The organism is Actinomycetospora sp. CA-084318, assembly GCF_050955885.1.
Lineage (GTDB): Bacteria > Actinomycetota > Actinomycetes > Mycobacteriales > Pseudonocardiaceae > Actinomycetospora.
This window is the reverse complement of sequence record NZ_CP192098.1, coordinates 3,651,859-3,667,129: the sequence shown is the minus strand read 5'-3', so window position 1 is coordinate 3,667,129 and position 15,271 is coordinate 3,651,859. Positions and strand designations below refer to the sequence as shown.

At 74.9% G+C, this 15,271-nt stretch carries 14 protein-coding genes; 12 read left to right on the top strand and 2 right to left on the bottom strand.

Annotated features, from left to right (window positions below; all coding sequences use genetic code 11):
- The first annotated feature begins 28 nt into the window (after positions 1–28).
- Together fabG and fabI are read left to right on the top strand one after the other, a co-directional pair.
- Positions 29–733 carry a 3-oxoacyl-ACP reductase FabG gene (fabG, locus tag ACQPYX_RS17960; protein WP_433798671.1) on the top strand — a complete coding sequence of 235 codons (705 nt, stop codon included), beginning with the start codon at positions 29–31 and terminating at the stop codon, positions 731–733.
- Between the two features lie 32 nt (positions 734–765).
- Complete coding sequence (fabI, locus tag ACQPYX_RS17955; RefSeq protein ID WP_433798670.1) at positions 766–1,533, top strand: enoyl-ACP reductase FabI; 768 nt, start codon at positions 766–768, stop codon at positions 1,531–1,533.
- Between the two features lie 229 nt (positions 1,534–1,762).
- Here the strand turns inward: fabI and ACQPYX_RS17950 are convergent, their stop codons facing one another.
- Entirely contained in the window at positions 1,763–2,470 is a 708-nt protein-coding gene (locus ACQPYX_RS17950; RefSeq protein ID WP_433798669.1) for a M50 family metallopeptidase, read from the bottom strand.
- Between the two features lie 145 nt (positions 2,471–2,615).
- On the opposite strand from ACQPYX_RS17950, the gene ACQPYX_RS17945 reads away from it, so the two are divergent.
- On the top strand, positions 2,616–3,686 hold the full coding sequence (locus ACQPYX_RS17945) for a ferrochelatase (protein WP_433798668.1): 1,071 nt from the start codon (positions 2,616–2,618) through the stop codon (positions 3,684–3,686).
- A gap of 145 nt (positions 3,687–3,831) precedes the next feature.
- On the opposite strand, the gene ACQPYX_RS17940 is transcribed toward ACQPYX_RS17945, so the two are convergent.
- Positions 3,832–4,623: a hypothetical protein gene (locus ACQPYX_RS17940; RefSeq protein ID WP_433798667.1), complete on the bottom strand. Its 792-nt coding sequence runs from the start codon at positions 4,621–4,623 to the stop codon at positions 3,832–3,834.
- 247 nt (positions 4,624–4,870) lie between these two features.
- Between ACQPYX_RS17940 and ACQPYX_RS17935 the strand changes: the two genes are divergently transcribed.
- From ACQPYX_RS17935 to ACQPYX_RS17895, 9 genes are all read left to right on the top strand, one after another.
- A complete protein-coding gene (locus tag ACQPYX_RS17935; protein ID WP_433798666.1) occupies positions 4,871–5,662 on the top strand; it encodes a DUF3097 family protein in 792 nt (263 codons plus the stop codon).
- A gap of 25 nt (positions 5,663–5,687) precedes the next feature.
- Entirely contained in the window at positions 5,688–6,119 is a 432-nt protein-coding gene (locus tag ACQPYX_RS17930; protein ID WP_433798665.1) for an NfeD family protein, read from the top strand.
- Positions 6,120–6,121: 2 nt separating this feature from the next.
- Positions 6,122–7,267, top strand: a complete 1,146-nt coding sequence (locus tag ACQPYX_RS17925; RefSeq protein ID WP_433798664.1) for an SPFH domain-containing protein — start codon at positions 6,122–6,124, stop codon at positions 7,265–7,267.
- Positions 7,268–7,325: 58 nt separating this feature from the next.
- Positions 7,326–9,008, top strand: a complete 1,683-nt coding sequence (locus ACQPYX_RS17920) for a hypothetical protein (protein WP_433798663.1) — start codon at positions 7,326–7,328, stop codon at positions 9,006–9,008.
- On the top strand, positions 9,005–10,501 hold the full coding sequence (locus ACQPYX_RS17915; RefSeq protein WP_433798662.1) for a PQQ-binding-like beta-propeller repeat protein: 1,497 nt from the start codon (positions 9,005–9,007) through the stop codon (positions 10,499–10,501). The genes ACQPYX_RS17920 and ACQPYX_RS17915 overlap by 4 nt, the downstream gene beginning before the upstream one ends.
- 21 nt (positions 10,502–10,522) lie before the next feature.
- Positions 10,523–12,178: a glutamate--tRNA ligase gene (locus tag ACQPYX_RS17910; RefSeq protein ID WP_433798661.1), complete on the top strand. Its 1,656-nt coding sequence runs from the start codon at positions 10,523–10,525 to the stop codon at positions 12,176–12,178.
- 73 nt (positions 12,179–12,251) lie between these two features.
- Positions 12,252–12,746: a PH domain-containing protein gene (locus tag ACQPYX_RS17905; protein WP_433798660.1), complete on the top strand. Its 495-nt coding sequence runs from the start codon at positions 12,252–12,254 to the stop codon at positions 12,744–12,746.
- Complete coding sequence (locus ACQPYX_RS17900) at positions 12,743–14,272, top strand: PH domain-containing protein (protein ID WP_433798659.1); 1,530 nt, start codon at positions 12,743–12,745, stop codon at positions 14,270–14,272. Before ACQPYX_RS17905 ends, ACQPYX_RS17900 begins: the two co-directional genes overlap by 4 nt.
- On the top strand, positions 14,269–15,258 hold the full coding sequence (locus ACQPYX_RS17895) for a DUF3616 domain-containing protein (RefSeq protein ID WP_433798658.1): 990 nt from the start codon (positions 14,269–14,271) through the stop codon (positions 15,256–15,258). Before ACQPYX_RS17900 ends, ACQPYX_RS17895 begins: the two co-directional genes overlap by 4 nt.
- Positions 15,259–15,271 lie beyond the last annotated feature (13 nt).

Genomic DNA, 15,271 nt, shown 5'->3' with positions numbered 1-15,271 from the left:
CGTCACCGATGACCGTGGGAGGACATGCGTGAGCCGGGTCGTGCTCGTGACCGGAGGCAACCGGGGCATCGGCCTCGCGATCGCGAAGGAGCTCGCGTCCCGCGGTGACACCGTCGTCGTCACCCACCGCAGCGGCGAGCCGCCGGAAGGCCTGCACGGCGTGATCTGCGACGTGACCGACTCCGCGGCCGTCGACGCCGCCTTCTCGCACGTGGAGTCCGAGCACGGGCCGGTCGAGGTGGTCGTCGCGAACGCGGGCATCACCCAGGACGGCCTGCTCATGCGGATGCCGGAGGACGCGTTCACCGGCGTGCTCGACGCGAACCTGACGGGGGCGTGGCGGGTCACGCAGCGGGCGACCCGCGGGATGATGAAGGCCCGCTTCGGCCGGTTGATCTACATCTCCAGCGTCGTCGGGCTGACGGGCGCACCGGGTCAGGTCAACTACGCGGCGTCGAAGGCCGGGCTGGTCGGCATGGCGCGCTCGGTCGCCCGGGAACTCGGGGGGCGCGGGATCACCGCGAACGTGGTCGCGCCCGGCTACGTCGACACCGACATGACCGCCGACCTCACCGACAAGCGCCGCGAGGAGATGATGGCGGCGATCCCGCTCGGGCGGACCGCCCAGGCCGACGAGATCGCCAAGGCCGTCGCCTTCCTGGCCTCCGACGACGCCGCGTACATCACCGGCGCGGTCCTCCCGGTCGACGGCGGCGTCGGCATGGGCCACTAGAACCCCGCCACCAGCAGCGAGAAGGAGATTTCGTGGGACTGCTCGACGGCAAGCGCATCCTGATCACCGGGATCATCACCGACGCGTCGATCGCGTTCCACGTCGCGAAGGCGGCCCAGGAGGCGGGCGCCACGGTCGTCGTCACCGCCTTCGGCCGGGTGTCGCTGGTGAAGCGCATCGCGCAGCGTCTGCCCGAGCCCGCCCCGGTGATCGAGCTCGACGTGCAGAACCAGGAGCACCTCGACGGGCTCGCCGACGCGGTGCGCGAGCACGTCGACGGCCTCGACGGCGTGCTGCACTCGATCGGCTTCGCCCCGGCGTCGGCGCTGGGGGAAGGGGCGTTCCTCAACGCGCCGTGGTCGGACGTCGCGACCGCCATCGAGGTGTCGGCCTACTCGCTCAAGTCGCTGGCCGTGGCCTGCAAGCCGCTGATGGGCCCCGGGTCGAGCATCGTCGGGATGGACTTCGACAACCGCGTCGCGTGGCCGGCCTACGACTGGATGGGCGTCGCGAAGTCCGCCCTCGAGTCGACCACCCGCTACCTCGCGCGCGACCTCGGCCCCGACGGCATCCGCGTCAACCTCGTCGCCGCGGGGCCGCTCAGGACGATGGCCGCCAAGTCGATCCCCGGTTTCGCCTCGTTCGAGCAGGCCTGGACCGACCGCGCGCCGCTCGGCTGGGACCTCTCCGACCCCACGCCGGTGGCCAAGACCGCCTGCGCGCTCCTGTCGGACTGGATGCCGACCACCACCGGCGAGATGGTGCACGCCGACGGTGGGTTCCACGCGGTCGGCGTCTGAGGGTCGCCCTTCCCGACGACGCGTCGGGGCCGGTTCGGGCGCGAGAGCGACATGGGGCAGGTCCGGCGCGCCTGGACCATGCCTGATGTGGCACTCGCGGGTCGGGCGGCTCGAGGAGGGCCGACGACCGACGACATCCGGTGTGCCGGTTGGCCCGTGATCAGGTCGGCGGGACCTGGGTGGCTGCCGGAGGTGGGTCGCAGCAGCCACCTGTGTCCCACCGACGTGATCATGCCTCGGCCGGGACGTCGAACGGCCACACCCCGTCCGGCCACGCGTCGCCGACGAGCAGCAGCCGCCCCCCGGCGTACAGGGCGACGACCGACACCGCGATCCAGAACAGCTTCCAGACCGAGCGCGGTAGCCACGTCGCTCGCGTCATCTTGGCGGCGTCGGACTTGTCCGAGAGAGCCATGCCCCACGCCGCTCGCACACCGCCGAACAGGAGCACCCACACTGCGCCGGCGGCCACGGCCAATTGCAGAGTCGTCGAGCCCCGCCAGAGGGTGGCGGCGACGATGACGGCGAGTACGGCGGTCACCACGTTCGCCAGGCCGCCCTTTGCGTAGAGGAAGGCCAGGGCGAGCAGCAGGAGCGTGATCGCGAGGACTCCCCAGGGGTTCCCGGCCGCGAGCAGCGCGGCGAGCGACAGACCCACCAGCGGCGGACTCAGGTACCCCACGATCGAGATGAGCAGGAAGCCGATGCCCCAGCTCCCGTCGTCGACGGAGGTCCCTGCGTTGTCTCCGTTGTCCATCTTCCACGAGGAGAAGCCGCGGAAGGTGAGCACGGCCATCACCATGTGGCCGCCCTCGTGCACGACCGTGACGAACGATCCCGCCCAGTCGCGCGTGAAGACCACCAGCAACAGCGCGATGAAGCCGGCCCCGTAGACCACCGGTTGGCCCACGATCGACACGTCGATGAGCTCGTCCACCCTGCCCCCAGGCGACCCCTCCGACGAGCCCCCCTCGCCGTGCGTAGTCAGAAGATAGATCGACTCACCCGTTCGTGGAGATAGGCCGAACGGGCGGGCGTGCGTCACAGGTGGCAGGAGCCGCGCCACGGGGAACGATGGAGGTGTGAGCACCACCCCGTACGACGCCGTCCTCGTCCTGTCCTTCGGCGGCCCCGAGGCCCCCGACGAGGTCCGGCCGTTCCTGGAGAACGTCACCCGCGGCCGCGGCGTCCCGCCCGAGCGCCTGGACGCGGTCGAGGAGCACTACCAGCACTTCGGCGGCGTGAGCCCGATCAACGCGCTGAACCGCGAGCTGGTGGCGGCCCTGCGGCGGGAGCTCGCCGCGGCGGGCCTCGACCTGCCGGTGTACTTCGGCAACCGCAACTGGCACCCGTTCGCCGAGGACACGGTCACCGAGATGGCCCGCGACGGCGTCACGAACGCGCTCGTGTTCGCCACCAGCGCCTACGGCGGCTACTCGGCCTGTCGGCAGTACCACGAGGACATCGCCCGGGCCCGCGAGGCGGCGATCGAGCGCACCGGCGGGGCGCCCGACCTGACGAAGCTGCGCCACTTCTACGACCACCCGCTGTTCGTCGACTCCGTCGCCGACGGCGTCCGGGCTGCCCGCGAGACGCTCGACGCCGGCCACGAGGCGCGGCTCGTCTTCACCGCCCACTCGATCCCGATCTCGGCGGACGAGACGGCGGGTCCGCCCGGGGAGGGCGGTCACCGGTACTCCCGGCAGATGGCCGAGGCCGCCCAGCTCGTGGCGGACGCGGTCGGCGCCGAGGACCACGACCTCGTCTGGCAGTCCCGCTCCGGCCCGCCGCAGATCCCGTGGCTCGAGCCCGACATCGTCGACCACCTCGACACGCTGCACGAGAAGGGCGTCACCGCGGTCATCGTGAGTCCTGTCGGCTTCGTCTCCGACCACCTCGAGGTGGTGTGGGACCTCGACAACGAGGCCTCGGAGCACGCCGACGAGATCGGCATGGGGTTCGCGCGCGCAGCGAGCGCCGGGTCCGATCCCCGGTTCGTGAGGATGGTCGTCGAGCTCATCTCCGAGCAGGTCGGCGGCACCGCGCCGCGCACGCTCGGGGTCGTCCCGCGCGCCGGCGTCGGCTGCAACGGCGCGCTGTGCGCCCCGGGATGCTGCGAGCCGCCTGCGCGTCGTCGGCCGACGGCTTCCTGAGCGGATCGAACGGGTCGTTCGTGCAGCGAGAAGCCACGAACGACCCGTTCGTCCCGTCAGGTGGCCGCGCAGCGACATGAGCGAGCGGCACTCTCGCGCGCGTAGAAGCTGCGAGCGTGCCGTTCGCTCGGGCGGGCAGGAGAGCTCAGGCCGCGCTGAGCACCCGCACCGTCTCCGCCACGGCCGCCACCCGCGCCGCGCGCACGGCGGCCGCGAGCGGACGCAACGCGTCGGTGCGGGCCGTGGCGGCGCCGGAGGTCAGGGCGCCGCCCGGGTCGTCCCCGGTCGCTGCGACGAGGATCGCCTCGACCTCGTCGGCGTGCTGGAGCACGCGCAGCGGCCGCCCCGGGGTGCCGGCCGGCCAGGACGCCCGCGGCCGCCCGCGCAACCGCGCCGCGATCTCCTCCCGAACGCCCGCGCGGGGGCGGGCCACGTCCATCTCGGCGAGCGTCGAGGCCGCGTCGCGCACCCCGGAGCGCAGGTCGGCCTCGGCGTCGGCGAGCGACGGGTGCGCCTGCGGGGGCACCTCGGCGACCTCGAACACCGTCCAGCGCAGCACCCCGTCGGCCACGACCGACGGCGCCACCGCGAGCCCGGCGCCCGCGAACACGGCACACTCGCCGACCTCGAGCGCGGCGGTGCGCAGACCGTCCGGTCCCGGCAGACCCCGGACATCACCGGGCGCCGGCAGCACCACCCGCGCGTCGAGACCGAGCGGGCCGCACCGCTGCCGCAGCAGGACGAGCAGCGCCCCGAGACCCGCACCGGCCTGGTCGGGGGTGGGCAGGTCGGTCGCGACGGCGACGCCGATGTCGGCGGCCACCACGTCGTGCGCCTCCGACCACGGGGTCAGGGCGTCGAGGACGTCGTCGGCGGCCACGGCGCCGGCGATCCACGCCGCGCTCCAGACCGCCAGGGACGCGCTCGCAGCAGGCATGCCGACCAGGGTAAGCACGCGTGTCGGTCGCCGGGTGACGGCGTCCGAGCACCTACCGTCCTCACCCGTGGCGAGGACCCAGGGCCGTGGGATGAACGGCTCGAGCGGCGAGGCAGGTTTCCGGACGACGGGCGGGGCCGGTCGGGCCCCGATGGGCCCCAGGGCGGGCGGCCCGTCGTCGGGAAGTGGTCGCAGTGGCGGACTGCCGGGAGACGGAGCGAAGCGGAGCTCGACCCAGCTCCCCGGGATGGTGAGCCACAAGCCGAAGGTCGAGATCCTGACCGTCGAGGCCGAGCCCGGGCTCGTCGTCGAGGACGCCGCCGGCAGCTTCTGCGGTGCGGTGATCCGCGCCGACGTGCGCGAGGTCGTCCTGGAGGACCGCGAGGGTCGGCGCCGGCTCTTCCCGATGAAGCCCGCGTCGTTCCTCTACGAGGGCCGACTGGCCACGCTCACGCCGCCGCGGCCGCGGCAGTCGCCGGAGCAGCAGCGCTCGGCGTCGGGGTCGGTCCGCGGCGACGACCGCCGGGCGAAGGTGGCCCTGCCGCACCGGATCTGGGTCGAGGGCCTGCACGACGCGGCGATCGTCGAACGGGTGTGGGGCCACGACCTGCGCGTGGAGGGCGTGGTGGTCGAACCGCTGCACGGCGCCGACGTGCTCGTCGAGGCCGCCCGCGAGTTCGCACCGGGACCGCAGCGCAAGCTCGGCGTCCTGGTCGACCACCTCGTCACCGGCTCGAAGGAGTCCCGGATCGCCGAGGGGCTGCGCCGCGACCTCGGGCCCGCCGCGCAGTACGTCCAGGTGCTCGGCCACCCCTACATCGACATCTGGGAGGCCGTGAAGCCCTCGGTGGTCGGGATCCGCGAGTGGCCGACGATCCCGCGCGGCATCGAGTGGAAGAAGGGCGTCTGCGACGTCCTCGGCTGGGGCGACGAGCGCGACGGGGCGCGACGCGTGCTGGGGGCGGTCTCGGACTGGAACGACCTGCAGACGCCGCTGATCACCGCGATGGAACAGCTGATCGACTTCGTCACCACGTGAGGAAGATCCAGGGCACACTGGAGCTGTGATCCCGCTCATCTGGGCGATCGCGGGAGTGTTGCTCGTCGTCGCCGAAGTGCTGTCCGGCGAACTCGTGCTGGTCATGCTCGGCGCCGCCGCCCTCGGGGCGGCCGGTGCCTCAGCGCTCGGGGTGCCCCTCGGCCCGGACGTCGCGGTCTTCGCGGTGCTCGCGGGCCTGCTGGTGCTGCTCGTCCGCCCGCAGGTGAACCGGCGTCTCCGCGTGCACGACCCGGTGAACACCGGCACCCGGGCGCTGCTCGGCGCCGAGGGCGAGGTGGTCGAACCGATCACCGCCGACGCCGGGACCGTCCGCCTGCGCGGGGCGCTGTGGTCCGCCCGCGCCCTGCACGACGACGAGCTCGCGGCCGGGACCGCGGTCGTCGTCGTCGAGATCTCCGGGGCGACGGCCGTCGTCACCCCGCACGGAAGGAGCTAGGGATGGGAACCGTCCTGCCCGTGTTCCTGGTGCTCGTGGTGATCCTCGTGATCACCACGGTCGCCAAGAGCGTGACCGTCGTCCGCCAGGCCGAGGCCGCCGTCATCGAGCGCCTCGGCCGCTACCAGCGCACCGCCGAACCCGGCCTGACGTTCCTGGTGCCGTTCATCGACCGCATCCGCGAGCGCGTGGCCCTGTGGGAGCAGGTCGTCTCGTTCCCGCCGCAGCCGGTGATCACCCGCGACAACCTGACGGTGTCGATCGACACCGTCGTCTACTACCAGGTCACCGAGCCCCGCAACGCCGTCTACGAGATCAGCGACTACATCAACGGCGTCCAGCAGCTGACCACGACGACGCTGCGCGACGTCGTCGGCGGGATGAGCCTGGAGGAGGCCCTGACCTCCCGGGAGACGATCAACACCGGGCTGCGTCGGGCCCTCGACGACGCCACCGGCCCGTGGGGCCTGCGCGTGGTCCGCGTGGAGCTCAAGGCGATCGACCCGCCGCCGTCGATCCAGGACTCCATGGAGAAGCAGATGCGCGCCGACCGGGAGAAGCGCGCCATGATCCTCACCGCCGAGGGGCACCGCGAGGCGTCCGTGACCGAGGCGCAGGGCAACAAGCAGGCCGCGATCCTCAACGCCGAGGGCGCCAAGCAGTCCGCGATCCTCGAGGCGGAGGCCGACCGGCAGTCGCGGATGCTGCGCGCGCAGGGTGAGCGTGCGGCGCGGTTCTACCAGGCGCAGGGCCAGGCCAAGGCGATCGAGAAGGTGTTCGCCGCGATCAAGGCCGGCAAGCCGACGCCGGAGCTGCTCGCCTACCAGTACCTGCAGACGCTGCCGCAGATGGCGCAGGGCGACGCGAACAAGATGTGGGTGGTGCCGAGCGACTTCGGCAAGGCCCTCGAGGGCTTCACCCGCATGCTCGGCGCCCCCGGCGAGGACGGGGTGTTCCGCTTCCAGCCCTCACCGGTCGACGACGAGACCGCGGCGAAGCGTGCGGGCGACCACGACGAGGACGTCGCCGACTGGTTCGACACCCGCACCGACCCGGAGATCGCCGCGGCCGTCGCGAAGGCCGAGGCCATCGCCACGCAGGGGGCCACCGGCGACGCGACGACGAACGGGGGCACGGCAGCCCACTAGGTCGTCCTGAGTAGTCCCACCCGTCCCGTTCCCGACGACGGGTCGGGAGACTGCGCCCGTGCGCTCGGCAGCGGTGGTCGTGGGGGTCGGACTCCTCCTTGTGGGGACGGTGCTCGACCGGACGGGCTGGTGGGGCTGGGCGCGGGAGATCACCGACGGCGCCCTGCCGGTCGCGAGCCTGCTCGTGCTCGTCGCCGCCGGCCTGCTCGCCACCGCCGACGCGGCGTCGGCGCGCCGGGCCGGGGCGGTCGGCGCGGTGGTCGCCGGCGCCGTGACGGCGGTCCTGCTCGTGCGGGCCGTGGTCGACGGGCTGCCCGGCCCGGCGGCCGGCGTCCTGCTGGTCGGGGTCGCGGCGGTCGTCGGGGGCGCGGTGGCGCGGGCCGGTCGCGTGTCACGAGGGCGGCACCGGGTCGGGAGCGTGGCGGTCGGGGCGACCGTCGTCGCGGCGGCGGTCGTCGCCGGGTCCGTGGTCGACCTGCCCCGCGGCACCACCACCGACGCGCCCGTCACCGACGCGGCGGTGGTCACGCGGCCCGCCGCCGTGCGCTGGTCCTGGTCGGCGGGCGGGCCGGTCGCCGACGTCGTGCCCGTGCGCGGCGGGGTCGCCGTCGTGCGCGGCACCGGGGGCCCGCGCACCGACGTCCCGTTCGACGACGACGAGGACGACGGCCCGGGCGACGAGGTCGTCGCGCTGGACGGCACGACCGGCACGCCACGTTGGAGCTTCGGCCACGGGCGGCAGCGGACGGACGCCGTCGTGCCGTCCCCGGGCGGAGACACCCTCGTCGTGAGCCACGTGCTGCCGGGCCGGGGTGCCCTGGTCACGGTGCTCGACGCCGCCTCGGGAGCCACGCGGTTCACCGTCGTCGTCCCGACCCGCCGCGGCGTCCTGCACCTCACCGACCGGGTCCTCACCGTGCTCGAGCCCCTGCCGGCCCCGCCGTCGTCCTCGGCCTCCCGCCGGGAGCCGACCACCTACCGCCTCGTCGCGCACCGGCTCGCCGACGGCGCGCAGGCGTGGACCTGGACCCCGCCGCCCGGCTGTGCGCTGGAGGGCCGGTGGTCGCCGACGCTCGGACCGCCAGGACGCTGGACGCTCGCGACCCGGGACGTCGGCGTGACGCCCGTCGACTGCGGCCCCGACCGCGTGCTCACCGGCCTCGACGACCGCGACGGCTCCGTCCGCTGGAGCGTCCCCGGTGGCCCGCTCGTCACGCCCGACGGCGAGGTCGTCACCGCGGAGCCGGACGTGACGGCGCTGCCGGACGGGTCGGGTGTGCTGGTGGGTGGCAACCCGGCGCGGGTCGTCGACGCCGCCGGCGGTGCGAGCCGGCCGGTTCCCGGGCTCGGCCGGTTCGACCTCGGCGCCACGCGACCCGGCCCGGTGCGGGCGCTCGCGCTGAGCGACGGCGAGCCGACGGGGACGTTCGAGGCCCGGACCGGCGCGATCGTGCCGCTGCCGTCCGAGGCGCCGGGGGAGTGCTCGACCCGCGAGGGCGCGCTGGCGGTCACCGAGGCGACGACGCTGCGGCTCTGCGGGCTCGGCTCGGGCTTCGGGCTGCGGGTCGACGCGGGGCCGGTGCTGCCCGTCGACCTCGGACCACCGGCCCTGGTCGACGACGACTCGCTCCGGGAGGGCCTGCTCTACCGGCGCTCCGCCTACGTCGTCGTCCCGGCGCCGGGAGCGCTCGTGCTCACCACCACCCGCACCGACCCGGCGACCGTGGTCGGTGTCGGGTGAGCCGGGTCCTGCTCGTGCTGGGGCTGCTCGGCGCCCTGGTCGGAACCGCGGCCGTGGTCGCGGACCGGGAAGAACCGGACCTACCGTCCACGCTCGCCGTGGTCACCGTGGCCGTGCTCGGCGTCGCCGTGGCCCTCACCTGGAAGCGGGGCCGGGGACGGCCGGCGGCGACGGTCGTTGCGGTGGGAGTGCTCGGGGCGGGGGCGACCGGCGCCGCCGCGGTGGCGTCGGGGTGGCCGGGCCCGGGACCCGTGGTGCTCGTCGCCGGGGCGGTCGTCGTCCTCGTCGCGCCGACCCTGCGGTGGCTGCGCGCCCGCGCCGGGGTCGTCGTCGGGACCGTCCTCCTGCTGGCGTCGGCGGGCGCGGCGGCGCTGGTCGCACCCGTGGTCGGGACCTGGCCGGTGTCCGTGCCGGAGCTACCGGCGCCCGAGGTCGGGCCCGACGTCCGGTGGCGGCTGGCGGCCGGCGAGGTGCGGGACGCGCTCGTCGCCGGGCCGGGCCTCGTGCTCGCGACCGCACCCGACGGTCGTTCCTCCGCCACCGCGCTCGTCGGCGTGGACACCGCGACCGGGCACGCGGCCTGGGCGTACGCCCGCACGGGCACGAGCGCGGACCGGATTGTGGCGGCGCCGGACGGGCGGACGGTGGCCGTCCTCGCCCGGTTCCGCGACGGGGGCCGTCCCGACGAGGCCCGGGTCCTCACGGTGCTCGACGCCGCGTCCGGCCGGGAGCGGTGGTCGACCCTCGTCGCCGGGACGACGCTGCGGGTCGTCGGCGGGGTCGTGGCGGTCCTCGCGCCCGACGGGCACCTCGAGGCGTGGGCCCTCGACTCGGGGACGCCGGTGTGGCGGTCCGGTCCCGTCCCACGCTGTGCCTTCGCGCCGGTGGGGGCGGCCGGGACCGTCGGGGTGCTGCCGGTCGTGCAGGACTGCCCCGGCCCGCTCGGCGGCCCGCAACGACTCCGGGCCGTCGTCGGGCTGGCCGAGGGCACCGGGCGGCCGGTGTGGTCCACCCCGCCGCGCCCGCTGCCCGACGACCGGGTGGGCGACGTCGCCGCCCTGCCCGTCTCCGGCGGCGGGCGCTTCGTCGCGTCGGACGACGGCGCCGTGGTCCTCGACGTGCGCGACGGCCGGCCGGTGGCGGTGGTCGGTCCGGACGAGGTGCTCCGGGAGGACGGCGTCGGCATCGTCGTCGTCCGGACCGGCTCCGCCGCCGGTGGGGCAGCGCCGGTGGCCGTGGTCGAACCCGCGGGCGGGTCCCTCGTCGCGACCCCGCCCTGCCCGGTGCCCGGCAGCGCGTCCCCGGCCCTCGTCGGGGGTGTCCCCGTGGTCCTGTGTGCCTCGGCGGAGGGCTCGTGGGAGCTGCGCGGGGCCGACGCGCGTCCGCTGCGGTCCGCGCCGGGGACGACGGGCGACGCCGTGCTCGTCGACACCCCCGGCGGGCCGGTGGCCGTACCGGACTCGCTGCGGGCCGGACCCGTCGTCGGGATGTAGCGGCCGACTAGCCTGGTGACCATGCTCGATCGCGCGACCGTCGACTCCCTCTTCCCGGCCGACCTGCCCGAGACCGAGGAGTGGGAGCAGCGGTACCCGCCGCGCGACGTGCCGCCGGGCGCCTTCGTCACCCGCTTCGGTCCGAGCCCGACCGGGTTCGTCCACATCGGCGGCATCTACACCGCGATGGTGTCGCGCGACCTCGCGCACTCGACCGGCGGCACGTACTTCCTGCGCATCGAGGACACCGACCAGGCCCGCGAGGTCGCCGGCGCCGACGTGCAGTTCGCGCGTGCGTTCGACGCCTTCGGCCTGCGTCCCGACGAGGGCCCCCTGTCCGGTCACGAGGACGAGGGCCCCTACGGCCCGTACCGGCAGTCGCAGCGCTCGGAAATCTACCTCAGCTTCGTCCGCGAGCTCATGCGGCGCGGGCTCGCCTACCCGGACTTCGCGACGAAGGAGGAGCTCGCCGAGATCTCCGATGCCCAGAAGAAGCTGAAGCTGCCGACCGGCTACTACGGCCGTTGGGCGCCGTGGCGCGACGCCGACGAGGCCGAGGTGACCCGTCGGCTGGAGGCCGGCGACCCGTACGTGGTGCGCTTCCGGTCCGAGGGCAAGGTGGGGGAGCGGGTCGCGTTCACCGACCGGCTGCGCGGCCGGGTCGAGGCCGAGGACAACCACAACGACGTCGTCGTCCTGAAGACCTCCGCGAGCGAGCCGCGGCTGCCGACCTACCACTTCGCGCACGTCGTCGACGACCACCTGATGCGGACCTCGCTGGTGGTGCGCGGCGACGAGTGGCTGTCCTCGGTGCCGACGCACCTGCAGCTGTTCGCCGCGCTGGGCTTCGAGCAGGTCGAGTACGCCCACCTCGCGCCGTTGATGAAGCAGGAGGGCAGCTCGCGCCGCAAGCTCTCCAAGCGCAAGGACGACGAGGCCTCGGTCGACTTCTACCTGCAGGCCGGCTACCCGACCGACGCGGTGCTCTACTACCTGCGCGGCCTCGCGAACTCGCCGCTGGCCGAGGTGCCGCTGGCCGAGGCGCTGGCGACGCCGCTGCAGCTCGACCGGTTCCAGGCGGCGGGCCCGCTGGTGGACATGGTCAAGCTCGCCGACATCTGCGCGGACCACATCGCGACCCTGCCCGCCGGCGACGTCCTCGCGGGCGTGCGCGGTTGGGCGCAGGAGTACGACTCCGCCCTGGTCGAGGTGCTGGAGGAGAACGAGAAGCTGGCGCTGGCGGCGATCGACGTCGAGCGGGTCGGGGTGGAGAACCCCCGCAAGGACCTCTCGTGCTGGTCGGGGTTCCGGGACGCCTACGGGTTCTTCTTCCCCGAGCTGTTCACCGACGTCACCGACCCCGCCGACGAGCGCTTCAACGGCCTCGACGCGGGGCTCGTGGCGCGCCTGGCCGAGGACCTCGCGACCCGCTACGTCCACGAGGGCGACCAGCCCACCTGGTTCCAGCAGATCCGCGACCTCGCCGAGCGGCACGGCTTCGCGCCGAACCCGAAGACGTACAAGAAGGACCCGGACGCCTACCCGGGCCTGCTGCGCGACGCCGCGAACGTGATCCGGGTGCTCGTCACGGGCGCGCAGCGCAGCCCCGACCTCTACGAGGTGACCCGCGTGCTCGGCGCCGACGAGGTGGTGCGCCGGATCCGCGCGGTGGCCTGAACCGACCTCCGACCGGGCCGCATCGGCCGATCGACCGTGGCGGATCGTCCGCTTCTGCCCCAGGGTGGCGATCATGTCCGGCACCGACGTCCCGCTCCGCCCGCCGCGTGAGTCGCTCGACCCCCGCGTGCGGCTGTGGTGGCGGGTGCACGGGCTCGCCTGGCCGGTGCTGCTCGCGGTCGTGCTCGCGGTGCTGGGGTGGCTCATCCCGGCGATCAGCTGGTTCCTGCCGCTCGCGGGACTCGCGGTGGTGCTCGGGCTCGTGGTCGCGCTGGTGTTCCCGGCGTACTGGTACCGGATCCACCGCTGGGAGCTGACCGACGACGCCGTCTACACCCGTGCCGGGTTCGTGTGGCAGGAGTGGCGGGCGGCGCCGCTGTCGCGGATCCAGACCGTCGACACCACCCGGGGTCCGCTGCAGCAGGCGCTCGGACTGGCCACGCTCGTCGTGACCACCGCGTCGGCCAAGGGCGCGGTGCACGTCGTGGGCCTGGACCACGCGCGGGCGGCGGAGATCGCCGAGACGCTCACCCGGGCCACGCAGGCGGTGCCGGGGGACGCGACGTGACCCCTCCCGACGACGGGTGGCGCCGGCTGGACGCGCGCACCGTGCTCGCCTCGACGGTCCTCGCCCTCGGCGCGTGCCTCGCCGCGGGCGTGCCCGTGCTGCTCGGGCAACGCGGGCGGGAGACGTTCCCGTTCACCGTGGGGCTGGTCGGCTCCGGGGTCGTGCTCATCGTCGGGGCGGCCGCGATCGTGGAGTACGTCCGGCTCGCACGCACCCGGTTCCGGGTGGGCCCCGAGCGGGTCGAGGTGCACAGCGGGATCGTCGTGCGGGCCCGCAAGGGACTCGCGCGGGAGCGGGTGCGCAGCGTCGAGGTGACCGCAGACCCGGTGCTGCGGGTGCTCGGGCTCGCGACGGTGCGGATCGGGACCGGCCAGAAGGCGTCGGCGACCGACCGGCCGCTCGAGCTGCGGGCCCTGCGCCGTCCCGACGCCGAGGGCCTGCGGCGCGACCTGCTGGAACGACCCGTCGCCTCCGACCCCGGGACGGCTGCGGCCGCGCCGCGGGACGAGACCCTCGCCGTCCTCGATCCGGGCTGGATCCGGTTCGCGCCGCTGTCGGCGCTGACCCCCGCGCTCGGGATCGCCGCGTTCGGCGCGCTGCTGCAGGGCTCGGACTGGTTCGGGCTGCAGCGGGTGGTCATCGACGACGCGGCCCGGGTCGCCCTGGCGCTCGGGGCCGTGGTGTCGCTGGTCCTCGGGCTGGGGGTCGTCGCGGTCGTCGGGACTGTGGCGTCGGTGGCGGTGTTCGTCGAGTCGTGGTGGGGCTACCGGCTGACGCGGGAGCCACGCACCGGGGCGCTGCACGTGCGGCGGGGGCTGCTGACCCGGCGGTCGACGACGCTCGAGGAGGACCGGCTGCGCGGGGTCGCGGTGATCGAGCCGGCCGCGGTGCGCCTGGTCGGGGCGGCCCGGGTGGACGCGGTGGCGACGGGCCTGTCGAGCGGGCAGGAGCAGCGCGCGGACCCGCGGGGCCTGCTCCCGGTCGCGCCGACCGCCGTGGCGGACCGTGTCGTCGCCGAGGTGCTCCGCGAGCCGGCGGCGCCCACGACCCAGGTCGCGCTGCGCGCCCACCCGCCCGCGGCGCGGACCCGACGCATCCGGTGGGCGACGGCGGTGTGCCTCGTCCCGGCGGTCGTGGTCGCGCTGCTGTCGCTGCTCGGCCGCACCGGGCTGTGGATCCCGGCGGTCGTCCTGGCGGTCGTCGGGATCGCGGCGGGGACGTGGTTCGGGCGGATGGCGTACCGCAACCTCGGGCACGGCCTCGTCGGGCGGTACGTGGTGACGCGGCACGGGGCGCCGGGGCGGCGCACGGTCGCCCTGCGGCGCGACGGCATCCTGACCTGGACGCTGACCCGCACGCCGTTCCAGCGCCGGGCGGGGCTGGTGACGCTGTGGTTCACCACCGCGGCGGGCGACGGGGCGTACGGGGTGTACGACCTCGGCGTCGAGCAGGCGATGGCGCTCGCCGCGGAGACGCTCGGCGAGGAGTTCACGCCGTACCTGCGCGAGGCCAGGATGTCCGTATGACCACGCGGGCCGTCCTGCACCTCGCCGAGCACACGCACACCTACGGTCTCTCGCTCTCGGGGCTGTCGGTACGTGGGGACCGGATGCTGCTGGCCCCCGACGAGGGCGCGGCGCTGCTCGGCCTGGCGCGGCATTCCGAGGAGGACTGGGGCGACCCGGTCGAGCTGGCCCTCGCCGACCTCGTCGACCTGCCCGGCGGGCCCGACGAGGAGGTGGACGTCGAGGGCATCGACGTCACCGACGGCCACGTCTGGGTCACCGGCTCGCACTCGGCGAAGCGGAAGAAGGTCAAGGCCGGGACGGCGCCGGAGAAGGTCGCCAAGCGGCTGCGCAAGGTCTCGGCCGAGGAGCCGCGGCGGCTGCTCGCGCGGCTGCCCCGCGGTGCTGACGGGCTCCCGACGGCCGGTGGGGTCCGGTTGCCCACGGACGCCCGCGGCCTGTTCGCCGTGCTGGAGGACGACGACCACCTCGGTCCGTTCCTCGGGATCCCGGGCAAGGACAACGGCTTCGACGTGGAGGGGCTCGCCGCGATCGCCGACGACCGGGTCCTGCTCGGGCTGCGCGGGCCGGTGCTGCGGGGCTGGGCGGTGGTCCTGGAGCTGACGCTCGGCGAGGGCGACGGCGTGCTCGACCTGCTCGGCGTGCGGAAGCACTTCCTGGACCTGCGCGGCCTCGGGGTGCGCGACCTCGTGCGCGACGGCGACGACCTGCTCGTCCTCGCGGGCCCGACGATGGTGCTCTCGCGGCCCGCCCGCGTGCTGCGGATCTGTGGGGGAGCGCACGGGCTGCCGGAGGCCGTGGCGGCCGACGAGGTGGAGACGGTGTGCGAGCTGGAGCCCGGGGACGGGGAGGACCACCCGGAGGCGATCGGCGTCCTCGGGCCGGGGGCGCTGCTCGTGCTGCACGACAGCCCTGCCGCCGACCGGCTCGGCGAGCACACCGTCGCCGGGGACGTGCTGCACGGGCTGGACGTGGGCCGCGGCTGAGGCCCGCCTCCGG

What these genes read in the sequence shown, in the direction of transcription:
- ACQPYX_RS17935 (WP_433798666.1), top strand. Translation starts at nt 4,871, where the DNA reads ATGGTGAGCCACAAGCCGAAGGTCGAGATCCTGACCGTCGAGGCCGAG.
- ACQPYX_RS17910 (WP_433798661.1), top strand. Translation starts at nt 10,523, where the DNA reads ATGCTCGATCGCGCGACCGTCGACTCCCTCTTCCCGGCCGACCTGCCC.
- ACQPYX_RS17895 (WP_433798658.1), top strand. Translation starts at nt 14,269, where the DNA reads ATGACCACGCGGGCCGTCCTGCACCTCGCCGAGCACACGCACACCTAC.
- ACQPYX_RS17905 (WP_433798660.1), top strand. Translation starts at nt 12,252, where the DNA reads ATGTCCGGCACCGACGTCCCGCTCCGCCCGCCGCGTGAGTCGCTCGAC.
- ACQPYX_RS17940 (WP_433798667.1), bottom strand. Translation starts at nt 4,623, where the DNA reads ATGCCTGCTGCGAGCGCGTCCCTGGCGGTCTGGAGCGCGGCGTGGATC.
- ACQPYX_RS17925 (WP_433798664.1), top strand. Translation starts at nt 6,122, where the DNA reads ATGGGAACCGTCCTGCCCGTGTTCCTGGTGCTCGTGGTGATCCTCGTG.